This window comes from Mycobacterium sp. NGS16 (assembly GCF_059813225.1).
This window is the reverse complement of sequence record NZ_JCALEE010000002.1, coordinates 352,388-372,710: the sequence shown is the minus strand read 5'-3', so window position 1 is coordinate 372,710 and position 20,323 is coordinate 352,388. Positions and strand designations below refer to the sequence as shown.

The 20,323-nt window shown below is 68.5% G+C and carries 21 protein-coding genes and 1 riboswitch; of the genes, 10 read left to right on the top strand and 11 right to left on the bottom strand.

All coding sequences use genetic code 11. The annotated features are described in order from the left end of the window. Positions 1-15 precede the first annotated feature (15 nt). From AC5Y4Q_RS07375 to AC5Y4Q_RS07345, 7 genes are all read left to right on the top strand, one after another. On the top strand, positions 16-984 hold the full coding sequence (locus AC5Y4Q_RS07375; protein ID WP_065019415.1) for an acyl-CoA thioesterase: 969 nt from the start codon (positions 16-18) through the stop codon (positions 982-984). Next, on the top strand, positions 981-1,601 hold the full coding sequence (locus AC5Y4Q_RS07370) for a VOC family protein (protein ID WP_065019414.1): 621 nt from the start codon (positions 981-983) through the stop codon (positions 1,599-1,601). The genes AC5Y4Q_RS07375 and AC5Y4Q_RS07370 overlap by 4 nt, the downstream gene beginning before the upstream one ends. Next, positions 1,598-2,995 (top strand): aldehyde dehydrogenase family protein, encoded by a 1,398-nt coding sequence (locus AC5Y4Q_RS07365; protein WP_065019413.1) that lies wholly within the window; start codon positions 1,598-1,600, stop codon positions 2,993-2,995. Before AC5Y4Q_RS07370 ends, AC5Y4Q_RS07365 begins: the two co-directional genes overlap by 4 nt. A gap of 34 nt (positions 2,996-3,029) precedes the next feature. After that, positions 3,030-3,854 (top strand): SDR family NAD(P)-dependent oxidoreductase, encoded by an 825-nt coding sequence (locus tag AC5Y4Q_RS07360; RefSeq protein ID WP_065019412.1) that lies wholly within the window; start codon positions 3,030-3,032, stop codon positions 3,852-3,854. Between the two features lie 11 nt (positions 3,855-3,865). Next, complete coding sequence (locus tag AC5Y4Q_RS07355) at positions 3,866-4,789, top strand: LLM class F420-dependent oxidoreductase (protein ID WP_064920474.1); 924 nt, start codon at positions 3,866-3,868, stop codon at positions 4,787-4,789. Between the two features lie 30 nt (positions 4,790-4,819). Continuing rightward, positions 4,820-5,410: an HD domain-containing protein gene (locus AC5Y4Q_RS07350; protein WP_065019411.1), complete on the top strand. Its 591-nt coding sequence runs from the start codon at positions 4,820-4,822 to the stop codon at positions 5,408-5,410. Between the two features lie 107 nt (positions 5,411-5,517). Then, positions 5,518-6,213: a DUF1906 domain-containing protein gene (locus AC5Y4Q_RS07345; RefSeq protein ID WP_234786534.1), complete on the top strand. Its 696-nt coding sequence runs from the start codon at positions 5,518-5,520 to the stop codon at positions 6,211-6,213. Between the two features lie 31 nt (positions 6,214-6,244). Here AC5Y4Q_RS07345 and AC5Y4Q_RS07340 read toward each other — a convergent pair whose 3' ends face one another. The 4 genes from AC5Y4Q_RS07340 to AC5Y4Q_RS07325 form a co-directional block, all read right to left on the bottom strand. Continuing rightward, positions 6,245-7,456, bottom strand: coding sequence for a PPE family protein (locus AC5Y4Q_RS07340; RefSeq protein WP_065019409.1), 1,212 nt, complete (start codon positions 7,454-7,456; stop codon positions 6,245-6,247). Positions 7,457-7,470: 14 nt separating this feature from the next. Further along, a complete protein-coding gene (locus tag AC5Y4Q_RS07335) occupies positions 7,471-7,770 on the bottom strand; it encodes a PE family protein (protein WP_064920478.1) in 300 nt (99 codons plus the stop codon). A 282-nt stretch (positions 7,771-8,052) separates the two neighbouring features. Beyond that, a riboswitch (M-box (ykoK) riboswitch) is annotated at positions 8,053-8,225 on the bottom strand. Between the two features lie 278 nt (positions 8,226-8,503). Beyond that, complete coding sequence (locus AC5Y4Q_RS07330) at positions 8,504-9,118, bottom strand: TetR/AcrR family transcriptional regulator (RefSeq protein ID WP_065019408.1); 615 nt, start codon at positions 9,116-9,118, stop codon at positions 8,504-8,506. Then, entirely contained in the window at positions 9,099-9,941 is an 843-nt protein-coding gene (locus tag AC5Y4Q_RS07325; protein WP_064920542.1) for an SDR family NAD(P)-dependent oxidoreductase, read from the bottom strand. The genes AC5Y4Q_RS07330 and AC5Y4Q_RS07325 overlap by 20 nt, the downstream gene beginning before the upstream one ends. Positions 9,942-10,053: 112 nt before the next feature. Here AC5Y4Q_RS07325 and AC5Y4Q_RS07320 point away from each other — a divergent pair, with 112 nt between their 5' ends. Continuing rightward, the gene (locus AC5Y4Q_RS07320) at positions 10,054-10,923 is read left to right on the top strand and encodes an LLM class F420-dependent oxidoreductase (RefSeq protein ID WP_065019407.1); all 870 of its coding nucleotides are present in this window, start codon (positions 10,054-10,056) and stop codon (positions 10,921-10,923) included. Continuing rightward, the gene (locus tag AC5Y4Q_RS07315; protein WP_064920481.1) at positions 10,916-11,428 is read left to right on the top strand and encodes a nuclear transport factor 2 family protein; all 513 of its coding nucleotides are present in this window, start codon (positions 10,916-10,918) and stop codon (positions 11,426-11,428) included. Before AC5Y4Q_RS07320 ends, AC5Y4Q_RS07315 begins: the two co-directional genes overlap by 8 nt. Here the strand turns inward: AC5Y4Q_RS07315 and AC5Y4Q_RS07310 are convergent. Both AC5Y4Q_RS07310 and AC5Y4Q_RS07305 read right to left on the bottom strand, forming a co-directional pair. After that, entirely contained in the window at positions 11,388-12,260 is an 873-nt protein-coding gene (locus AC5Y4Q_RS07310) for an alpha/beta fold hydrolase (protein WP_065019406.1), read from the bottom strand. The two genes, AC5Y4Q_RS07315 and AC5Y4Q_RS07310, sit on opposite strands and share 41 nt — an antisense overlap. Beyond that, positions 12,257-12,751, bottom strand: a complete 495-nt coding sequence (locus AC5Y4Q_RS07305; RefSeq protein ID WP_064920483.1) for a hypothetical protein — start codon at positions 12,749-12,751, stop codon at positions 12,257-12,259. The genes AC5Y4Q_RS07310 and AC5Y4Q_RS07305 overlap by 4 nt, the downstream gene beginning before the upstream one ends. A 56-nt stretch (positions 12,752-12,807) precedes the next feature. Between AC5Y4Q_RS07305 and AC5Y4Q_RS07300 the strand changes: the two genes are divergently transcribed. Beyond that, positions 12,808-13,449, top strand: coding sequence for a TetR family transcriptional regulator (locus AC5Y4Q_RS07300; RefSeq protein WP_064920484.1), 642 nt, complete (start codon positions 12,808-12,810; stop codon positions 13,447-13,449). Here AC5Y4Q_RS07300 and AC5Y4Q_RS07295 read toward each other — a convergent pair. Genes AC5Y4Q_RS07295 through AC5Y4Q_RS07275 form a run of 5 tightly spaced genes read right to left on the bottom strand, consistent with a single transcriptional unit; the run spans position 13,376 to position 20,317 of the window. Next, positions 13,376-14,404, bottom strand: a complete 1,029-nt coding sequence (locus tag AC5Y4Q_RS07295) for a fused (3R)-hydroxyacyl-ACP dehydratase subunits HadA/HadB (protein WP_065019405.1) — start codon at positions 14,402-14,404, stop codon at positions 13,376-13,378. The genes AC5Y4Q_RS07300 and AC5Y4Q_RS07295 overlap by 74 nt on opposite strands. Before the next feature lie 52 nt (positions 14,405-14,456). Continuing rightward, entirely contained in the window at positions 14,457-16,103 is a 1,647-nt protein-coding gene (cydC, locus tag AC5Y4Q_RS07290; protein WP_125225217.1) for a thiol reductant ABC exporter subunit CydC, read from the bottom strand. Further along, positions 16,090-17,703 (bottom strand): thiol reductant ABC exporter subunit CydD, encoded by a 1,614-nt coding sequence (gene cydD, locus AC5Y4Q_RS07285; RefSeq protein ID WP_065019403.1) that lies wholly within the window; start codon positions 17,701-17,703, stop codon positions 16,090-16,092. Before cydD ends, cydC begins: the two co-directional genes overlap by 14 nt. Positions 17,704-17,759: 56 nt before the next feature. Continuing rightward, complete coding sequence (gene cydB, locus AC5Y4Q_RS07280; RefSeq protein ID WP_064920488.1) at positions 17,760-18,812, bottom strand: cytochrome d ubiquinol oxidase subunit II; 1,053 nt, start codon at positions 18,810-18,812, stop codon at positions 17,760-17,762. A gap of 20 nt (positions 18,813-18,832) precedes the next feature. Next, a complete protein-coding gene (locus AC5Y4Q_RS07275) occupies positions 18,833-20,317 on the bottom strand; it encodes a cytochrome ubiquinol oxidase subunit I (RefSeq protein ID WP_125225216.1) in 1,485 nt (494 codons plus the stop codon). Positions 20,318-20,323 lie beyond the last annotated feature (6 nt).

Genomic DNA, 20,323 nt, shown 5'->3' with positions numbered 1-20,323 from the left:
TCGAGGAGGGCCACAATGTCGATGCCCGAGGTCACCGTCCAGCCTGACTTCACCGGCCCGCTGCGCGCTACCGGCAGTCGGCTGGAAACCGCCACGCTCGGTGCGCTCGACGAGCTGCAACAAGTCTTGACGCTGCAGCCGGCCGGCGCCGACCGGTTCCGCGCGGGCAGCGAGGTCTCCCGATTCGGCCGCATCTTCGGCGGCCAGCTCGTCGCCCAGGCGATGTCGGCGGCCTCGGCCACGGTCAGCGAGCTGTGCCCGCATTCCATCCACGTGTCGTTCGTGCGTCCGGGCGACTCGGCCGCGCCGCTGGACATCGTAGTCGACCACACCCGCGACGGCCGTTCGATGTCGGTGCGCCAGGTCGTCGTCGAACAAGACGGCAACGCGCTCGTGACGGCGACGGTGTCCTTCGACACGCATTCCGAGAGTGCCGATGCCGTCACCGCAGCGGAGGGCGCGACGGCGCCGGAATCGCTGCCGCTGCTGCAGCACTGGGCGCAGCTCGCCCCGGCTGGCCTGGCCGCCCCGGGAAGTACCTGGATTGACACCCCACCTCCGCTGGAGATGCGCATCGGCGAACCACCCATCTTCCTCGGTGGCAAACAAGCCCCCGGACCGCGAGTCCACTGGATGCGGCTGCCGCGCAGGATCGACGGTGGCCCGCCGACACATGCGGCGTTGCTTGCCTACGCCAGCGACTATCTGCTGGTGGATATGGCTTTGCGCTCCCACCCGCGACCTGTCAGTTATGCCAGCCACCGGGGACTGACCCTCGACCACACCGTCTGGCTGCACCGCCCGGTGCGCTTCGACCGCTGGCATAGCTACACCCAGCAGACCGTTGCTGTCGGCGGCCACCGCGCCCTGGTGCAGGGAACCATCGTCGACATCGACGGTCGGCACGTGGCCAGCACCGCTCAGGAGGTGCTCGTTCGGCCGATGAGCGGACCGCGTGGCACGGGTCCGGAGCAACCTGCATGAAGGCTCCGTTGTTTGAACACCAGTGGCCCAAAGGGGAGTTCCAGCTATTCCAACTCGGCTTTGTGGTGCCAGAGCTCCTCAGCGCTGCCGGCCGCTGGGCGCAGGTCTTCGGCGTCGGCCCGTTTCACATCATGCCGCGGGTGCAGAGCACCTGCCGCTACCGCGGCACCGACGCCGCTATCGACGTCCAGATCGGTGTGGCACAGGCCGGACCCGTACAGGTCGAGCTGATCCAGGACCACACTGACGGCGGCTCGGTGTTCGCCGAGATGGCGACCCGGCACGGCAGTCGCCCGTTCGGCTTCCACCAGGTCTCCACGCTCACCCGCGACTACGACGCCAAAGTCGCCGGCTACCTCGCCCAGAACTACGAAGTGGCCTGCGAGCTGTCCAATGTCGGGCAACGCGTGGCATTCATCGACACCTTCGCCGAATTCGGATTCTTCACCGAGATCGTCGAAGACAATCCCAGTTTCCGCAACTACGTCACCACGATTGCGCACACCTGCCAAACCTGGGACGGCACCGACCCGATCCGGATCCTGACCCGCAACGGTTACCGCCTACCCGACGAACCGATCCTACGAAAGGACGAAAACCAGTGGCCAGCACTATGATCCCGGTCTTCAACCCGTCAACCGAGGAGCAGATCGCCGAGGTCCCCGACTCCGATCAGGCAGCCGTCGACGCGGCGGTCGCCCGGGCTCGGGAGAGCTTCGAATCCGGCGTGTGGCGCAAGCTGCCCGCTGCGCGTCGCGCCGAGATCATGTTCCGCGCCGCGGAGATCATCAAAGAACGCACCGCCGAACTCGCCGAAATCGAGTCCCGCGACAACGGAATGACCGCGATGGGGGCGAGCCAGATCATCAAGGTCTCCCAGGAGATGCTGACCTACTACGCCGGCTGGGTAGGCAAGATCCACGGCGAGTCCAGCAACCTGGTCTCCGACGGCCTGCTCGGCAATTTCGAGACCTACCACGCCTTCACCCAGCTCGAGCCGGTCGGCGTCGTCGGGTTGATCATCCCGTGGAACGGGCCGTTCTTCGTCGCAATGCTCAAGGTGGCCCCGGCGCTAGCGGCCGGCTGCAGCTGCGTGCTCAAGCCCGCCGAGGAAACCCCGTTGACCGCACTCAAACTCGAGGAGATCTTCCGCGAGGCGGGTCTTCCCGACGGTGTGCTCAATGTGGTGACCGGTTACGGCGAAACCACCGGTGCCGCACTGACCGCCCACCCGGACGTCGACAAGATCTCGTTCACCGGGTCCACTGAGGTGGGACGGCTGATCGTCAAGGCGGCCGCCGGTAACCTCAAGCGCCTCACCCTGGAACTCGGCGGCAAGTCGCCGCTGATCATGTTCGACGACGCCAATCTCGACAAGGCCATCATGATGGCCGGGATGGGGCTGCTGGCCGGCTCGGGCCAGAACTGTTCCTGCACTTCGCGGATCTACGTTCAGCGCGGCATCTATGACCAGGTCGTCGAAGGCCTGGCGAACTTCGCCAAGATGCTGCCGATGGGCGGCAGCGACGACCCCAATTCGGTGCTCGGGCCGCTGATCAGCGAGAAACAGCGTCAACGCGTAGCAGGCATCGTCACCGACGGGATGGCCGCCGGAGCGCAAGTGATCACCGGCGGCAAGCCGATGGATCGGCGCGGCTACTTCTACGAGGCCACGATCATCACCAACACGACTCCCGATATGCGGCTGATCCGTGAGGAGATATTCGGGCCGGTCGGATCAGTGATTCCCTTCGACGAGGAGGAGGAGGCGATCGCCGCCGCCAACGACACCGAATACGGGCTGGCCGGCGCCATCTGGACCGAGAACCTCAGCCGCGCCCACCGCGTCGCGAACGAGCTTCGCGGCGGCCAGATCTGGGTGAACTGCGCACTGGCCGCCGACCCGTCCATGCCGATCTGCGGGCACAAGCAATCCGGTTGGGGCGGTGAGCGGGGCCGCAAGGGCCTGGAGGCCTACTTCAACACCAAGTCGGTCTACATCAGCCTGTGACCCCCTTGATGGCGAACCCGCCCGGAGGTGGCTTGTGGTCCTGCAGAAAGACGCCGCGACCCTCGATGGCCGAGTAGCCGTCGTCACCGGCGGCGGCTCCGGCATCGGCCGGGGCATCGCCGAGACGTTCGCCGAATTCGGTGCCCAAGTGGTGATCTGGGAAAAGGATCCCGCGACCGCGCACAGCGCGGCCGCCGCCGTCGGCGGTCTGGCCTGCGTGGTCGATGTCCGCGATCCCGATCAGGTGGATGCGGCCTTGACCGGGACCGTCGCGCAGGTGGGCCTGCCGACGGTTCTGGTCAACAATGCCGGCGGGGTGTTCGCGTCTGCGTTGCTGGAGACCGCGCCGAAGGGCTGGGACACCTTGATCCGTTCGAACCTCACCCACGTCCTGCTCTGCACGCAGCGCGTCGCGCAGGCACTGGTGCAGCGGGGTGTGCCGGGCAGCATCATCAACATCGCCAGCATCGAGGGCACCCGCGCCGCTCCTGGCTATGCGGCCTACGCAGCGTCGAAGGCAGGAGTCATCAACTTCACCAAGACGGCGGCGCTGGAGTTAGCCCCGCACGGTATCCGGGTCAACTGTCTGGCCCCCGACCTCACGCTCACCGAAGGTATCGAGCGCGTCGGCTCGCCCGAGATGCTGGCCAACGCGCGCTACATGATCCCGATGGGCCGTCCCGGCCACGTTGAAGAGATGGCCGGCGCCGCGCTGTTTCTGGCCGGCGATCTGAGCTCCTACCTGACCGGCCAGACGCTGCACGTCGACGGCGGTACGCACGCGGCCGGTGGGTGGTATCACCATCCGGGCAGCGGTGACTACATTCTCGGGCCGCCCCGGCCGAACCTGGAGAGCTGAAAGGGACACGCATGCGCTTCGCGTTCACCTATCCGATCATCACGCATCCCTGCGACCCGCAACTGGTATCCCCGCAAGGAGTCACCGCCGTGGCGCAGGCCGCCGAAGGCGCTGGATTCGACGCGATGGGCTTTACCGACCACCCGGCGCCGACACAACGATGGCTCGACGCCGGCGGCCACGACAGCCTTGACCCCTTCGTGGCCATGGGATTCGCCGCAGCGCACACCCGGACGCTGCGGTTCGTCCCCAACGTCGTCGTCCTTCCGTACCGCAACCCGTTCGTGGTGGCGAAGTCCGGGGCGACGCTGGACCTGCTCTCCGGTGGACGGTTCACGCTGGCTGTCGGTGTCGGCTACCTCAAGGGTGAATTCGCCGCTCTCGGAGTTGATTTCGATGAGCGCGCCGAGCTGGTCGAGGAGAGCCTGGACGTCATTCGAGCCATCTGGACCGGAGATGACGTGTCGTTCGAGGGCAGGCACTTCCGGGCCAGGGGAATCACCGCGCATCCGCGCCCGATCAGCAGGCCGCATCCGCCGATCTGGATCGGCGGAAACACCGGCAACGCCCGGCAACGCGTCGCCACCCGGGGGGACGGCTGGGTCCCGTTCGCCGCGCCGCCGGGCCTGGCCAGCACGGCCCGCACCGCCGCCATGGATTCCCTCGACGCATTGACCGCAGGTATCGAGGATTTGCGGCGGCGCTGTGATGAGGCGGGCCGGGACTGGTCGGCCATCGACATCTGCTTCTCCAACCTGGCCGGCGGCCGCCTCGGCTACCACGACTTCGACGCGAGCGCCTACCTGGACGGTCTGGGTCATCTCGCTGAGGTGGGCGTCACCTGGGTACAGGTCGCCGTCCCCGGCGACAGCTTCACGCACGCGATCGAGGCGATAGAGCACTTCGGTGACGCGGTGATCACGAAGGCCCCGTAAGGGGCGCCCTGGCGGCGCTAATGTGACGGGGTGACCGTGCCGGAGATCGTCCGCAGTGTGCCGCTGGCCGAGGAGATCCTCGAGTCGCACCGCCACCGCGCCGGCCGCGACGACATCGGCTGGGACGCATACAAAGCGCACGTGTACCGGATCTTCAATTTCGCCCGCGCGCTGGCGCCGGAGCACCCCGACCGGGACGACAAGCTGGCAATCGCCGCAGCATTTCACGATCTGGCCGCGTTCGACACGATCGACTATCTGGTGCCGTCGATCGAGGCGCAGGACGCGTGGCTGCAGCAGACCGGCCGCGAGGTGTGGTCGGACGAATTGGCGCTCATCGTCGCCCAGCATCACCGGCTCGCCGGTTACGGTCCATCCCGTCCGTACGCACCGCTGGTCGAGGCGGTGCGCCGCGCCGACCTCGTCGACGTGAGCCAGGGCCTCATCAGATTCGGCCTTCCGCGGTCTTACGTCACCGAGGTGCGCGGCGCCTTCGACGCCAGCGTCTTCTTCACCCGGGTGATCCCATCGGGGATCGTGCGTGCAGTCCGCCGGTTCCAGCAGCCCGGGTTCTTGCGCCCGGGCAACGCCCTGATCCGCTCGGGCCACGCCGGACGTTGACGGCGGCTACCCTTCCCCTTGTGACGCGATCGGTCTCCCGGCGCGAAGCCCTGCGCTATGCCACGCTGCTCGTACCGGCGCTGGCCGTCCCCGGTGTCCTCGGGGCGATGGCCGGCGCCCCCACGGCCGCCGCCGACGGACTGCAGCTCATCGACTTCGCCGACCGGTTGGTGCAGCCCGAACAGATCAGAGCGGCGGACTTTGCCGGGGCACTGGTCTACGTCTCGGAGTTGCGGCCGGGCGCCACATTCGATTTCAAGCCCGTCACCCGTGACTATGCAGATCGCCTGCGCGCCGCCGGTTTACAGGTTGTCAGCTGTTACCAGTTCGGCAAGCCAGGATGGGCGAACTCCCCGTCGGACTTCACCCGCGGCTACGACGGGGGAGTGGCCGACGCCCGCACAGCGCTGCGGCTGCACAGTGCGGCCGGTGGCCCGGACTCGGCCCCGATCTTCTTCAGCGTCGACGAAGACATCGACGCCAAGACCTGGAAAGGCCTCGCGCTCCACTGGTTCCGTGGCATCAACTCGGTGCTCGGTGACGAGCGCACCGGAATCTATGGCGGTGCCCGCCAGCTGGGCTGGGCGATCGCCGACGGCGTCGTCGGGCACTCGACCAGCCCCGGTTACCGCTGGGCGTGGCAGACCAAGGCGTGGTCCGGCGGCGAACGCGAACCGGCGGCTGTGCTGTTCCAGCGGGAAGTGGTCACCGCAACCGACCCGGGTTTCATGATCGACGACATCCACGTCGACGTCGACGACGTCTTGGCGGCCGATTTCGGGCAGTGGGATCTAACCCGGTGACGGACGGCTCCCTGGCGGGGCACGGAGATGCCTAGCCCACCACGACCGGGCGCGGCATGACGGTGAGCTTGACGCCGTAGCGCGGCAGCCCGAAACCGGAGCCGCCGTTGCGCCCGCCGCCGCCCGGCGGTATCGGCGGAGGCATGGCGGTCATGGACCTGCTCTCCGGGGCGACGCTCCAGCCGCTGGCCGATCCGGTGCTGGCAGCCGCCGCCGGGACCGCCGTTGCCCAGCTCGGGGGCGTGGACAGCGATCCGACCAGGGTGGCACGGCCCACTCCGGCCGACACATTTGCGCTTGCGCCGCCGGCAGCACGCCCGGCGACGTCGAGGCCGCTGGTGGCTGACGACGCGAGCGACATGGCTGGCGCGGCGCCGAGGCCGCCGCGGGACAGGGCGGCCGTGCCGCCGTCCATACCTCGGGCGAGAAAACCGAGTGTCGCCAAACCGGAAAACCCTTCGATGTTGCCACCGGGGTCGAAGATCCCGGTCGCGGCGATCGTGTTCCACAGCTGAGCATTGATATTCAGCCCGGATCCGTCGTCGCTGCCCCAGGTATCTCCGAACAGGCCATCGAAAAACTTCGTCCAGTCCCAATCGGGTGACGAGGGCGACGTGCCCTCTGCCGGCGACGCCATGCTCCGCAATGCGCTCGGCACGTGGGAGTGCGCATTGGCGGCGTCGGCAGGGACGCCGCCGGAACTGCCCTGCTCTTCCGGCCTGGTGGTCTCCGGTGCGACAGTGAACGGGACCAGTTTCGCGGCGGCCGCGGAAGCGGCGGCATAGCCGTACATCGCAACGGCGTCCTGGGCCCACATCTGGCCGTAGCGCGCTTCGGTCGCTGCAATAGCAGGCGTGTTCTGTCCGAGGGCATTGGTCTTGACCAATGCCGCCAACATCACTCGATTGGTCGCGATTTCCGCCGGTGGCACCGTCATGGCGTAGGCCGACAAATAGGCGTCGGCCGCTGAATTCGCCTGTGCCGCGGTTTGCTCAGCCTGTTCGGCAGTGAGACTCATCCACGTCATGTAAGGCTCGGCTGCCGCCAGCATCGCCGACGCAGACGGACCCCACCACCCCTGGCTCACCAGACTTGCCACCGACCACTCGAAAGATATTGCCGCCGACCGAAGTTCAGCGGCAAGCTGGTTCCAGGCTGCCGCTGCGGTCAGCATCGGCCCGGCTCCCGGCCCGGCGTACATCCGCGCCGAATTGATCTCCGGTGGAAACGATCCGTAATCCATCGCTAAACAACCTTTCAGTAGACCGAAATGACGTTGGCGGCGTCAGTCGCCGCATACGAGTGCGCGCTCATCTGCAGCGTGTCCACGAACCTCTCGTACACCTCCGCGGCACGCTTGCTGATCGCTTGATACATCTGCGCGTGGATGGCGAATTGAGCGGCGGTCAGCGCCGAGACTTCATCTGCTGCCGCTGGAACCAGACCGGTAGTCGGCGCCGCGACTGCGGCGCTCTGTGCGGCCACAGCGGCGCCGATGCCACGCAGATCCGCCGCTGTCGCGGTCAGTTCTTCGGGCAGGGCGGATACAAAAGACATCGAAACTCCTTTGGACATGGCGAATTACGCCGATTCGGCAGGCAAACTCGCGCGCTGAAACCGCGCTGGACGGTGCGGTCGGACAGCGCGGGTACGGTACGGCGTAAACCGATTCAGAGGGTGAAGGCGGCGCCGGGAACGGATTCGAACGAAGTGGTCGTCGAACTCGGATAAGGACTATCGCTCGGACTCAATGTCGCTCTCACCTCCTCACGGCCAGGGCACACGGGGATGCCGTTGCGGCGTGCACAGCGGGGCGAGTCGTGCCGGCAGAAGAGCCGGCCGGCACCCCTCTCGTCAGAGCTTCGGCACTGCACGGCGTATCCGGTCAGAAGCCGGAAGCCACTTGGGCTCAACCCTTAAGCCGGGAAGAGCTGTCCTGACCCTGGGCGTCTCTCGACGTTGGAGGTCAGTGGCCTGTATCCGCACAGACGCCTCACCTAGCGAGGTGCGTTCGCGGCCATGGTGGCAGCAACGGTGCACAGAGTCAACTCGAGCGGCACGCCTCAGGCGTGTCGTTCGTCTCGCCCGAGACCGATAGCAGGCCGAGAGGCACTGGCGCGCTACAGCTTTCGTAGCGACCCGGCATGAAACGACCGATGCAAAACCCAGAACTGTGCAATGGCTGCCGAAATATGCTGCGCATCAGCCCGGTTCGCCGGAGAGCGAGGCCCGCCGAGCTGCGGCGTCGTGGAAAGTGCGTAGAACTTGCTGTGCGCACTGTGCCAACACGCTATGCGCTCCTAACGCCGCCTTCGGGCCTCTCACCCCAGGGCGCCAACAGCAGCTCACACGCGCGGCGCATGTCGCACTCGGCCTGGGCGGGCGTGGTCGCGCCCATCACGGCCCACGACAGGATGCCGTAGGCACATTGTTCGACCAGCAGAGCGATCTGCGCGTCCTGCGGCGACGGCTCAGTGATCGCAGCGACCGACAAAATGTTCTCCCGCAGGTTGAAGTCGCCGGTCGTGCTGGATTCAGCCCGCCGGGCGTTGACCGAGGCGATCATCGCTCGTGCCAGCAGGGGCCGGGCCAGCATGCTGCGGCAGATCCCGACCATGAGTTCGGCGACATCGGCTGCGGCACGTCCGGTGACCGCATGTGGGGCCCGCACCGCTCGGGTGTAGTGCTCCAGCAGTGCGGCGAACAGATGGTGTTTGGTCGGGTAGTAGCGGTAGACGGTGGTGATCGAGACCGCGGATTGATCCGCGACGTCCTGCATCCGGACGGCTTCCAGCCCATCGCGGGCGCCGAGTCGGGCCGCGGTGGCCAGGATCCGGTCGCAGCGTTGGCGTTGCGCGGGCGTCCTGGGGGTCGCGGGCTCGCGATCACTCGGGGGGCGGGGCATCGGAGGTCTGGCCAGGCTTGCGCTGCAGCAGTTTCTGCATCCACCGGTGGGAGCCCAGCACGGCTTCGGCCCGATCCGGGCCGGCGTGCAGTGCCGGGTTGTCGGCGTGGTCGGAGACGACGTGCACCGGCCCACGGGCCAGCTGGGTGAGGCCTTCGCGAGCCACATCGGCCGGATCGGACACGCGCAGTCCCGGCACGTCGAAATTGAGCCCGACCCGTTGCATGGCCGGTGTCTTGGTGACGCCGAGCACGAGTTCGAGAACGTGCACGTTGTAGTCTCGCAGTTCCAGCCATAGGCCCTCGGCAAAGATCCGGGTGAATGCCTTCACCCCGCCGTACACGGTGTGCCGCGCCGAACCCAGATAGCCGGTGAGGGAGCCGATCAACATCACGCCGCCACGGCGGCGAGCACGCATTGGGCCGGCGAAGTGATGGATCAGCGCCAGTGGCGTCGTGACGTTCAGATCGATCACCTGCTGGAAGGCCGCCAGGTCACCATCGAGGAACTCCGCACTGTGGGTATTGGCCCCGGCGTTGTAGACCAACAGCCCAACCTCGAGACCCGTTGTGGCCGCGACGATCTTCTCGAGACTGTCCGGCCGCGACAGATCCAGGGCCAGTTCGCGGACCTGCACGCCGAGTTCGCGACAGCGATCAGCGGTGTCGCGCAGCGGTTTCGGCTTGCGGGCGATCAGAACCAGGTGGATCCCCGCCCGGGCCAGCAGGAACGCGAACTCCGCACCGACGCCTTCGGAGCCCCCGGCGATCACCGCCCACGGCCCGTACTGCCGCGCCCACGCCTGATCGGAACCGCTGGACAACACCTACCTCCATAACTAAAATTCATTCCAGTTTCGGACGAGGCTACCTCAGCCACACGGCGCAAGGAAAGTGCATGACGCCATTGCGGTACGACGTTTACCGGGCTCGCTGATGCGCGTCGGCCTATTCACGCCGGTGGTGATCCAGGTGCCCGGCACAGCATCCGACTGGGAAGCCGGCGGCGGGATCGACGACATCGCCGAGATCGCCGCGACCGCGGACGACCTCGGCTTTGCCTACCTCACGTGTTCCGAACATGTCGCGGTGCCGGTCGAGGTGGCGGCCGTCCGCGGCGGGACATACTGGGATCCGTTGGCCACCCTGGCGTTTCTCGCCGCGCGCACCACGCGGATCAGGCTGGTGACCTCGGTGGTGGTGCTGGGCTATCACCATCCGCTGGAGATCGCCAAGCGCTACGGGACCCTCGACCGGATCAGCGGCGGCCGGCTCACGCTCGGCGTGGGTGTGGGTTCGCTGCGCGAGGAGTTCGATCTGCTTGGCTGCGCGTGGGACGATCGCGGCGCGCGCGCCGACGACGCGATGAAGGCCCTGCGTGGGTGCTTGTCGATCAGTCGGCCAGCCTATGACGGACCCTATTACCGCTATGACGGGCTGATCGTGGAGCCCTGCGCGGTGCAACCGCGGGTGCCGATCTGGGTGGGTGGGCGTACGAGGCGCTCGCTTCGGCGCGCCGTGGAATTAGGTGACGGCTGGACACCGTTCGGCCTGACCACGGCCGAGGTGGCGAAACTGCTGGACTCCGTCGACCTTCCGGACGGCTTCACCGTCGTGCTGGCGACACCGCCGCTCGACCCGATCGGTGCCCCGCAGCACGCGAGCGAACAGATCGACCGGCTGGCCGAAGCCGGCGCCACCGACGTCAGCTGTGTGATCTCGGCACGGTCTTCGGCGCATTTCTGCGAGCAGCTGGCGGCTCTGGCGCAGCTCACCAGCTCGCGGGAACGGAGCGCCGATGAATGAGCAACGGCTCGCCGAACTGGAACGCCGGCTGCAACGGATCGAGGACGAACGCGCGATCGAACGGTTGATCGCCAGCTACGGCCCATTGGTGGATGCCGGCGACTCCGAAGCTGCCGCCGCACTCTGGTGTGACGACGGGGTGTATGACGTCGAGGACTGGCTCATGCAGGGCCGCAACGACATCGAGGCGATGGTGCGCTCGTCGGGGCATCAGGATCTGATCAACCGCGGCTGCGTACACTTCCTCGGCCCCGCCGTGGTCACCGTCCACGGCGACGACGCGGTCGCGGTCTGCGCGTCGACCCTGCTGGTGAAGCGGGAAACCGGATACCAGGTGGCGCGCGGGGGCGCCAACTACTTCCACCTGCGGCGGGAAACCGAAACCGGGCAGTGGCAGATCGTCAAGCGGGTCACCCGACGCCTCGACGGCACCGCGGATGGCCGTGCCCTCTTGGTGGACGGAGTTATGGGACGGATTCGAGAAACTCCCGCACCAGGCGAGTGAACTCGTCGGGCCGGTCGTAGGTGACGATGTGCCCGGCGCCGGCGATGGTGACGAGGCGCGAATTCGGTGCAGCGGCATGGGCCGTCGCCAGTTCCGCTATCCCGACCAGTGGATCCTCGGCGCCGCGGACCCACAGGGTCGGCACCGACAGCCGCGGCAGCTCGGGCAGCAGGTTCAGCCGCATCGCGGTCGGGCCGTAGGCCGCGATCTGCCAGTCATCCAGTGCCTTCTCGCCGTACCGGTGCTTGGCACGGGCCTCGCGCACCGCGGCGGCGATGATCGCGTCGAAATCCGGAGTATGCTCTCCGGCAACCAGATTGGCGATCATGGACCGGCGGATGGCGGAGGGGGAGCGGGCCAGGTACCAGGTGGCGGCGCGCAGCAGCCCGGGTGTGCGCATGGCCAGCCAGGTCAGGAACTGCGCCGGGCGCTTGGCGCCGAGCCCGCCGGGGCCGACCGCCACCACAGCGCTCACCCGCTGCGGGTGCTCCAGGGCGAAGCCGGTGGCGATACCGGCCCCCAGCGACAGCCCGACGAGCGCCGCCTGCGGCAGCTCGAGCGTATCGAGCAGGTCGGCGAGAAAGCGGCGGAAGAAGGCGTCATCGAGCACACCGTGCCATGGCCGGCTGGCCCCATGGCGGGGCAGATCGATCAGGTGAACCCGGTAATCGGCTGCCAACGCCGGCGCGACGCGGCGCCACACCCCCTGCGCGGTGTCGAGCATCGCCCCATGCAGCAGAAGCACCGGCAGTCCGGATTCACCGCCGCGGTAGCACCGCACCGGCCCACCGCAGACGGTGAGGTCGGCATGGTTGTCGAACGGGTCGCTCACGGCCGGCCCCGTAGACTCACGGCCCGGCGCAGCATCCGGACATACACCGGCCATGAGCTGCGGGGCCCGCGACAGCCCAGGTTTACAGCGGCCTTGTCCAAGGCGTCCTCGACGAGCGCGTCGTGCAGCCAGCGCCAGATCACCGGCCAGCTCACCCGGGTCGAGCCCACGGTGTCCGCGACGAGGCGGTGGCGCAGTTCGTAGCCGCCGGACACCGGTCGAACCTCCCACTCGTGATAGCCGTCAAGCCCGGCGGGTTTGGTGAAGGCGAACCGGATCCGCCGAGCGGGCTCGTATTCGGTGACGCCGTAACGGATCGGTCCGTGCCCGCCCGTCGCACCGACACCCAACGGCCGGTCCAACCGCAGCGCCGGCCAGTTCTCCCGTGGCCATAGGCGGTCGTCGTCACCGGCGAGGCTGTCTATCAACGTGCCCACCTGCTCGAGGCTATCGGCGGCGAACACCCGGCTGTGCACATTGTCGATTCGCATCCTACCCTCCAATCTAGAGACCCGTCGCTAATTGATTAGAGAGTACTCTCTACTTCATGCCGATGCCAGGGAAGTTCACCGCCGACGATTTCGTCGACGCGGCCATCCGGCTGATCCTGGAGGGCGGGCCGGGCGCCGCCACCGCCAGTGCGGTCGCCCAGGTGGTCGGAGCGCCCAGCGGCTCGGTGTACCACCGGTTTCCGACGCGCCGCGATCTGCTCGCCGCGGCCTGGCTGACACCCGTGCGCCGCTTCCAAGAGGACTTCCTGCCGTTGCTCGCGGCCGACGGCGACCCGGTCGCGATCGGCATTGCGGCCGCGAGCCACGTGCTGCGCTGGAGCGCCGACCACCACGAAGCAGCCGCCCTGCTGGCCCGCTACAGCCGCTCCGATTTCGTCAGCGCCGACTGCTCGGCCGCCGTGCTGACCGAGGCCGATGCCTTGGACCGGCGCGCCGCCGAAGCGCTGGACCGCTTCCTGGCCCGGTTCCCGGCCGCCGACCGCGACCGGGTGCTTTTGGCCGTCATCGACGCGCCCCTGGCCCTGGTGCGCCGCAGCTTCGCGGCCGGCGGCCCCGATGACGACGCTGTGGAATTGGCTGCCGACGTGGCCCGCAGATTGTTGGCTAGCGGAAGCGCACGTGCAACGTCGCCAGGCCGAAGATCTTCTTCTCAGCGGACTTCGCGCCGACCAGGATGACACCGCTGCGGGTCTCCGGATCCAGCGACTTGATCTTGCCGCTGAACTCGATGTCGGCGCCCTCTTTGGCCGACACGACGGCCGGCGCCGACAGCCGCACCGCATAGCGGGTGACTGCCCCCGGGTCACCGGTCCAGGCGGAGGCGAAGCCGGCGCCCAAGCCCATGGTGAGCATGCCGTGGGCGATTACGTCGGGCAGCCCGGCCAGCTTGGCGATCTCCTCATCCCAGTGGATCGGGTTGGCGTCACCGGCCACGCCGGCGTAGTTCACCAGATCCCCGCGGGACAGCCGGGTGTGGCGTACCGGAAGCACGTCGCCCACCTTCACCTCGTCGAAGGACGGGGTCGCAGGGGTCCGGGTCAGACCGCCCTGGGAGACCCGGATCTCGCCCTCGGGACGCACCGTCTTCACATAGGCGGCGTCGGATTCGCCGATGTTCATGATGTTGACGTCGTGCATCATCGCGTTGTGCACGGCCGTCTTGATGGCCGGATCGATGTCCTCGGCGGTCACCCCGACAACGGTGGTGTGCAGGGTGTGCACCCGCTCGCCGGCGGCGTCGGTGAAGGTGTTGGTCACGGTGATCAGGTCGCGGCCGGCGATCCGGCGCACCGACGTCAGCTCGACATCGATCTTGAGTTCGTCGCCGGCGACGATCGGCCGATGCTGCTCGAAGACCTCCTCGGTCTGCATGTAGGTGTCGTAGCCAACGACCACCGACTCGAACATCTCGCGGTTGCAGCTCATGCCCGGGGTCGAGGTGAACGTCAACGGCGCCACCACGTCGGAATAGCCCAACTCAGCAGCGGCGGCGACGTCCCAGTGCGAGGGGTGGTAGTCCTGTACCGCGCGGGCGTACTCGCGTACCTTCTCCCGGCCGACCAGGTAGGTGCCGTCCATCTGGTAGTAGTGGCCGACCCGTGCTTCCATCGCCGATGTCTCTGCTGCAGTCATGAATGGACTCAACCGTTCTGTCGGCTTGTTTGCTGAGGCTGACCAGAGCACCCTAGCGCGCCACCGCAGCACCAGCGATGTCGAGGCGCCGGCACCGAGCCCCGCCGGGCAGGTGATGAGTCGCCACCACCACGGTGCGCTCCGCGCCGAACAGGCCCGGGGACTGCAGCACGGCGCGCAGCAGGTCGTCCGCGTCGGCGGCGTCGAGATGCTCGGTCGGTTCGTCGAGCAACACGATCCGGGCGGGGGACAGCATGGCCCGGGCCAGCAACAACCGCCGGCGCTGACCCGCCGACAGGTCGTGGGCCCCGCCGGGCAAGACGGTGGCCAAACCGTCCGGCAGCCCCGCCAGCCACCTGCCGAGGCCGACCCGGTCGAGCGCGGCGACCAGTTCGTCGTCGTGGCAGTCGCCACGCACCACCAGAAGATTGTCCCGGACGGTGGTGGCGAACAGATGCGCGTCCTCGGCGAAGAAGCCGACAGCCGCCCGTAACCGGTCCTCGGGGAGTTCCTGCAGCGCGGTACCGTCCAGATCCACTTGCCCGCCCCGCGGTGCCAGCAGGCCGGCCACGGTCATCAGCAGGGTGGTCTTGCCGGCCCCGCTCGGCCCGGTGATCGCCAATCGGTCACCGGGGGCCAGATCCAGCCGCACCCGCACCGCGTGGTCCTCGCGGTGCCCGCAGCGCACATCGGCGCGCAGCCGGCGGCCGGCGACCGGGTGGGGGTGCGCCGCAACGGGCGCCTGCTCCGGCGGTGCCACCTCGATCAGTCGCCGCGCCGCGATCCGCGAACGAGTCAGCTGGATCGCGGCGGCCGGTAAGGCGGTGGTGGCCTCAAACGCCGACAGCGGCAACAACATCAGGATCGCCACCGTGGTGGGTGCCACGGTGCCCGCGAGCCCGATCCCGGCCACCAGGGCCCCCAGCACGCTGACCCCGATGGCGGCGGTGGGCATCGCGGTCGCGACCGCGGCCGGACGGGCGGCGGCGTCCACGGCCGCAGCCCAGGAGCGCTGCCGGCGCTGCGATTCGGCGATGACGGCGGGCAGGCGCCCGGCGATGCGCAGCTCGGGCGCGTGGTCAAGCGCCAACATCGACGCGACGTCACGCTCGGCAAGGTGCTGGCGGGCCACGTCTTCTTGTGCGGCGGCGGCCCGCGCCGACAACCACGGCGCCACCACCCCGGCGATCAGCAGGCACCCGGCCAGCACGGCGGCGGCTGCCGGCGAGATCACCGCGATCGCCACGGTGGCGACCACGCTCAACACGGCCGCGACGCCGATCGGCAGCAGGGCGCGCACCAGAACATCGGCCACCGCATCGACGTCGGCGCCCACCCGCGCGACCAGCTCGCCGCTGTGCCACCGGGCCGCGCCCTCCACCGGCCCGCGGGCCAGGCGCCGATAGATCTGTGCGCGGGCCGTTCCTGCCGCACGCAGGGCAGCGTCGTGGCCGGCCAGCCGCTCGCAGTAGTGCAGGACCCCCCGGGAGATCGCCAGCGCCCGCACCGCCACCACGGCGACCGTCAGATCCAACACCGGCGGCATCTGCCAAGCGCGGGTGATCAGCCAGGCCGACACCCCGGCCAACGCCAGGGCGCTGCACAGCGACAGCACGCCGAGCGCACCGGCCAGCACCAGCCGGGGCAGCCGCGGCCGCAGCAGCCCGAAGGCGGTGCAGAGCGGATCAGAGCGGCGCATCGCCGACCCCTGCCTGACGGTGCACCGTGATGATCCGGTCGCCGATCGCCAGAACCGGTGCGCGGTGCCCGACGACCACGACCGTCGACCCGGTGCGGGCGCGCTGCACCAGGGCCGTCAGCACCCGCTGTTCGGTGGCGGCGTCCAGGTGGGCGGTCGGTTCGTCGAGCAACAGCACGGGCGCCGCCGACCCCAATGCTCGCGCCAGACCCAACCGCTGCCGCTGCCCCAACGACAACCCGACGCCGCCGCGGCCCAAGCCGGTGTGCAGGCCGTCGGGCAGTTGCGCCAGGACCGCATCGAATCCGGCTGCGGCGCAGGCATCCTCGGCATCGACGAGTTCGCCGAACAACGCCAGGTTATCGGCGACGCTGCCCGGGATCAGGGCGGGACGCTGCGGCAGCCAGGACAACTGGCGCCACCACGCCGGGGGGTCGAGGTCGGCGATGTCGACACCGGCCACCGTGATACGTCCCGCGGTGGGCGTGGCCAGTCCGGCGATCGCCGCCAGTGTGGTGCTCTTGCCCGCGCCGTTGGCTCCGGTTAGCACCGTGACCCGGCCGGGCTCGATCTCCGCGGCCAGGTCGGCGGGCGCAACACCGTCGCGGCCCGCCACGCTGAGCTGCTCAAGGCGGATCTGCGCGCCGCGTGCCGTCACGACCCGGCGCCCGGGCGTGCGCCGGTCCGGTTCGGTGATCAACGCGAATGCCTGCTCCGCGGCGGCCCGCCCGTCCTGGGCGGCGTGAAACTCCACCCCGATGCGGCGCAGCGGCCAGTACACGTCGGGCACCAACAGCAATACCGTCAATCCGGCGGTCAGGCTCATCTCCCCGAACACCAGCCGCAGCCCGATGCTCACGGCCACCACCGCCACGCCGAGGGTGGCCAGCAGTTCCAGTACCAGCGCCGACAGGAAGGCGATGCGCAAGGTGGCCATCGCCGATCGGCGGTGAGCGGCGGACAGTTCGGCGATGCGGTGCTCCGGGCCGGCGGCGCGGCCGAGCGCCCGCAGGGTGGGGATGCCGGCGATCAGATCCAGCAGCCGGGCCTGCAGCGTCGTCATGGCCGCCAGGGCCGCCGCCGACCGGTCCGCGGTGGCCAGGCCGATCAGCACCATGAACGCCGGGATCAGCGGCAAGGTGATCGCCACCAGCAGGGTGGCTTTGCGGTCGTAGCAGGCGATCACCACCACGGTGGCCGGGGTAAGGACCGCAGCCAGCACCAGCGCGGGCAGGTAGGCGGTGAAGTAGGGACGCAGACCGTCCAGGCCTCGGGTGACCACCGCTGCCGCCGCGTCGCGGTCGGCGGCGAGCCGGTTGGGGGAGCGCGCGGTGACCGCGGCGAGCACCTGCCCGCTCAGGTCGGCGATCACCGCGCTGGCCCCACGCTGGCCCAGCCGCGCCTGGGCCCACTGCGCCACGGTGCGCACCGTCCACACCCCCAGCAGCACCGCCAGCAACGGCGCCCAGCGCCCGACGCTGCGGGTGGACGGATCCGTGATCACATGAGACACAATGTGCGCCAACAGGATCGCCGATCCGATCGCACAGACCGAAATCAGTGCACCCCAGCTCACCGTGGCGGCCAGGAAGCGGCGCACCTGCGTTGAGGCCCGCCACAGACGCGGGTCCAGCGGGGCCCGCGAACCCCGGGTAGTCAGGACGGCTGCCTCGCCAACCCGATGGACGGCGGGATCTGTTCGGCCGAGATCCGTTGGCGGAACACCCAATACGTCCAGCCTTGATACACCATGGCCAGCGGGGCGAAGATCACCGCCGCCCAGGTCATGATCTTCAGCGTGTAGGGAGTCGACGACGCGTTGTAGATCGTCAGGCTCCACTGCGGATCCAGGGTGGAGGGCACCAGCGCCGGGTACAGCGAGCCGAACAGCAGGATCACCACTGCAGCCACTACCAGCGCGGTGCAGGTGAACGCCCAGCCGTCCGACACCCGGCGCCACACCAGCAGCACCGCCGCCAGCTGGGCGATGAGGGCGAACGCCAGCACCAGCGAGGTCCATCGGGTGCCGTGCGCCAGCTGGGTCCACACCCCGAAGGCGGCGACCAGTGCGGTCACCGGCAGCGCCAACCAGACCGCGAAGCGGTGCGCATCGTCGCGGATGGCGCCGGCAGTCTTCAGCGCGGTGAACACCGCGCCGTAGAACAGGAACAACCCACCGGTGGCCAGCCCGCCCAGCAGCGTGTAGGCGTTGATCACGTCGCCGACCGTCAACCGGACGTGATGGTCGGCATCGACCGGCAGGCCCTGGACCAGGGCCGCGAACGCCACTCCCCACAGAATCGCGGGAAGCCAGGATCCGGCGGCGATCCCGCGATCCGCCCACGCCCGCCAACTCGGGTCGTCGATCTTGCCGCGCCACTCGATCGCCACGACGCGCACGATCATGCCGAGCAGGATCGCCAGCAGGGGCAGGTACAGCGTCGAGAACACGGTGGCATACCAGCCCGGGAAGGCGGCGAACATCGCTCCGCCGGCGGTGATCAACCAGACCTCGTTGCCATCCCAGACCGGGCCGATGGTGTTCAGTGCCGCACGGCGGTGCGCCTCGGGGTCACCGGATCTATGCGGTGGTCCGACCCGGCCGAATGGTGCCATCAGCATCCCCACCCCGAAGTCGAAGCCCTCCAGGATGAAGAAACCGAGGAACAGGAAAGCGACCAGCACAAACCACACCTGTTGCAGTCCCACTCCGGTGACCTCCTTGCAAGTCAGTAGGCGAACGACAGCGGCGCCACCTCGTCGTCGGCGGGCGGCGCCGGCGGCGCGGGTTCGGCGTCGTGCTCCTGCGGTCCCTCGACGACGTAGCGCTTGATCAACCAGCACCAGATCACCGCAAGCACCGCATAGACCAGCGTGAACAACACCAGGGAGGTGACGACTACGCCGACGGAGTTGCCCGAGACCCCCTCGGCCACCGTGAGACGCACATTCTGATCGCCGGTCGGATTGGGGACCACGACCCAGGGCTGGCGGCCCATCTCGGTGAACACCCAGCCGGCGCTGTTGGCCAGGAACGGGGTGGGGATGCTCAAGAGCGCAAACCAGGCGAACCAGCGTTGATTCGGGATCTGGCCGCGGCGAGTCAACCACAACGCGACCATCGCGAAGGCCACCGGTACCAGCAGCAGGCCGATCATCGCGCGGAACGACCAATAGGTGACGAACAGGTTCGGCCGGTAGTCGCCCGCGCCGAACTGCTGTTCGTAGCGCTGCTGGATATCGCGCACACCCTCGAGCCGAACGTCGCTGAACCGGCCCTCGGCCAGGAACGGCAGCACGTAGGGCACCTCGACCACTCGCGTGAGGTGGTCGCAGTTGTTCTGCCGGCCGACGGTCAGGATCGAGAAATGCGGATCGGTGGCGGTGTCGCACAACGATTCCGCCGAGGCCATCTTCATCGGCTGCTGGACGAACATCAGCTTGCCCTGGATGTCGCCGGTGAAGAACAGCCCGACTGCCGCGACTAGCGCGACCCAACACCCCAGGATGGTTGCTGGGCGATACATACTGGCCGCGTCGACGCCGGCGGCGTGCGGGCCGCCGCCGCCCGCGGCGACACCCGCTCGCGACCGCACCATCCACCAGGCGCAGACCGCGGCGACGAACGTCCCCGCGGTCAGGAACGCGCCCGCGACCGCGTGCGACAACGCGGCCTGGGCGGTGTTGTTGGTGAACAGCGCCATGATGCTGTCCAACTCGGCACGCTTGGTCTCCGGATTGAAATGCGCCCCGACCGGGTGCTGCATGAACGAATTGGCGGCGATGATGAAGAACGCCGAAGCGTTGGTGGCGATGGCGACGACCCAGATGCACAACAGGTGCACCACTCGCGGCAACCGGTCCCAGCCGAAGATCCACAGGCCGATGAAGGTGGATTCGAAGAAGAAGGCGGCCAGGCCCTCCATGGCCAGCGGTGCGCCGAATACGTCGCCGACGAACCGCGAGTATTCGCTCCAGTTCATCCCGAACTGGAATTCCTGGACGATCCCGGTGGCGACGCCGAGCGCGAAGTTGATCAAGAACAGCTTGCCGAAGAACTTGGTGAGCCGGTACCAGGCGACGTTGTCGGTGAGCGTCCACACCGTCTGCATCACCGCCACCAGCGGCGCCAAACCGATGGTCAGCGGCACGAAGATGAAGTGGTAGACGGTGGTGATCCCGAATTGCCACCGCGATACGTCGACGACGTCCATGGGCGA

Bases quoted from the DNA above. Each gene is read 5' to 3' on its own strand.
- AC5Y4Q_RS07315 (WP_064920481.1), top strand. From the start codon at position 10,916: ATGAATGAGCAACGGCTCGCCGAACTGGAACGCCGGCTGCAACGGATC.
- AC5Y4Q_RS07300 (WP_064920484.1), top strand. From the start codon at position 12,808: ATGCCGATGCCAGGGAAGTTCACCGCCGACGATTTCGTCGACGCGGCC.
- AC5Y4Q_RS07295 (WP_065019405.1), bottom strand. From the start codon at position 14,404: ATGACTGCAGCAGAGACATCGGCGATGGAAGCACGGGTCGGCCACTAC.
- AC5Y4Q_RS07305 (WP_064920483.1), bottom strand. From the start codon at position 12,751: ATGCGAATCGACAATGTGCACAGCCGGGTGTTCGCCGCCGATAGCCTC.
- AC5Y4Q_RS07345 (WP_234786534.1), top strand. From the start codon at position 5,518: ATGGCCGGCGCCCCCACGGCCGCCGCCGACGGACTGCAGCTCATCGAC.
- AC5Y4Q_RS07320 (WP_065019407.1), top strand. From the start codon at position 10,054: ATGCGCGTCGGCCTATTCACGCCGGTGGTGATCCAGGTGCCCGGCACA.
- cydC (WP_125225217.1), bottom strand. From the start codon at position 16,103: ATGCGCCGCTCTGATCCGCTCTGCACCGCCTTCGGGCTGCTGCGGCCG.
- AC5Y4Q_RS07370 (WP_065019414.1), top strand. From the start codon at position 981: ATGAAGGCTCCGTTGTTTGAACACCAGTGGCCCAAAGGGGAGTTCCAG.
- AC5Y4Q_RS07375 (WP_065019415.1), top strand. From the start codon at position 16: ATGTCGATGCCCGAGGTCACCGTCCAGCCTGACTTCACCGGCCCGCTG.
- AC5Y4Q_RS07365 (WP_065019413.1), top strand. From the start codon at position 1,598: ATGATCCCGGTCTTCAACCCGTCAACCGAGGAGCAGATCGCCGAGGTC.
- AC5Y4Q_RS07330 (WP_065019408.1), bottom strand. From the start codon at position 9,118: ATGCCCCGCCCCCCGAGTGATCGCGAGCCCGCGACCCCCAGGACGCCC.
- AC5Y4Q_RS07275 (WP_125225216.1), bottom strand. From the start codon at position 20,317: ATGGACGTCGTCGACGTATCGCGGTGGCAATTCGGGATCACCACCGTC.
- AC5Y4Q_RS07340 (WP_065019409.1), bottom strand. From the start codon at position 7,456: ATGGATTACGGATCGTTTCCACCGGAGATCAATTCGGCGCGGATGTAC.
- AC5Y4Q_RS07355 (WP_064920474.1), top strand. From the start codon at position 3,866: ATGCGCTTCGCGTTCACCTATCCGATCATCACGCATCCCTGCGACCCG.
- AC5Y4Q_RS07335 (WP_064920478.1), bottom strand. From the start codon at position 7,770: ATGTCTTTTGTATCCGCCCTGCCCGAAGAACTGACCGCGACAGCGGCG.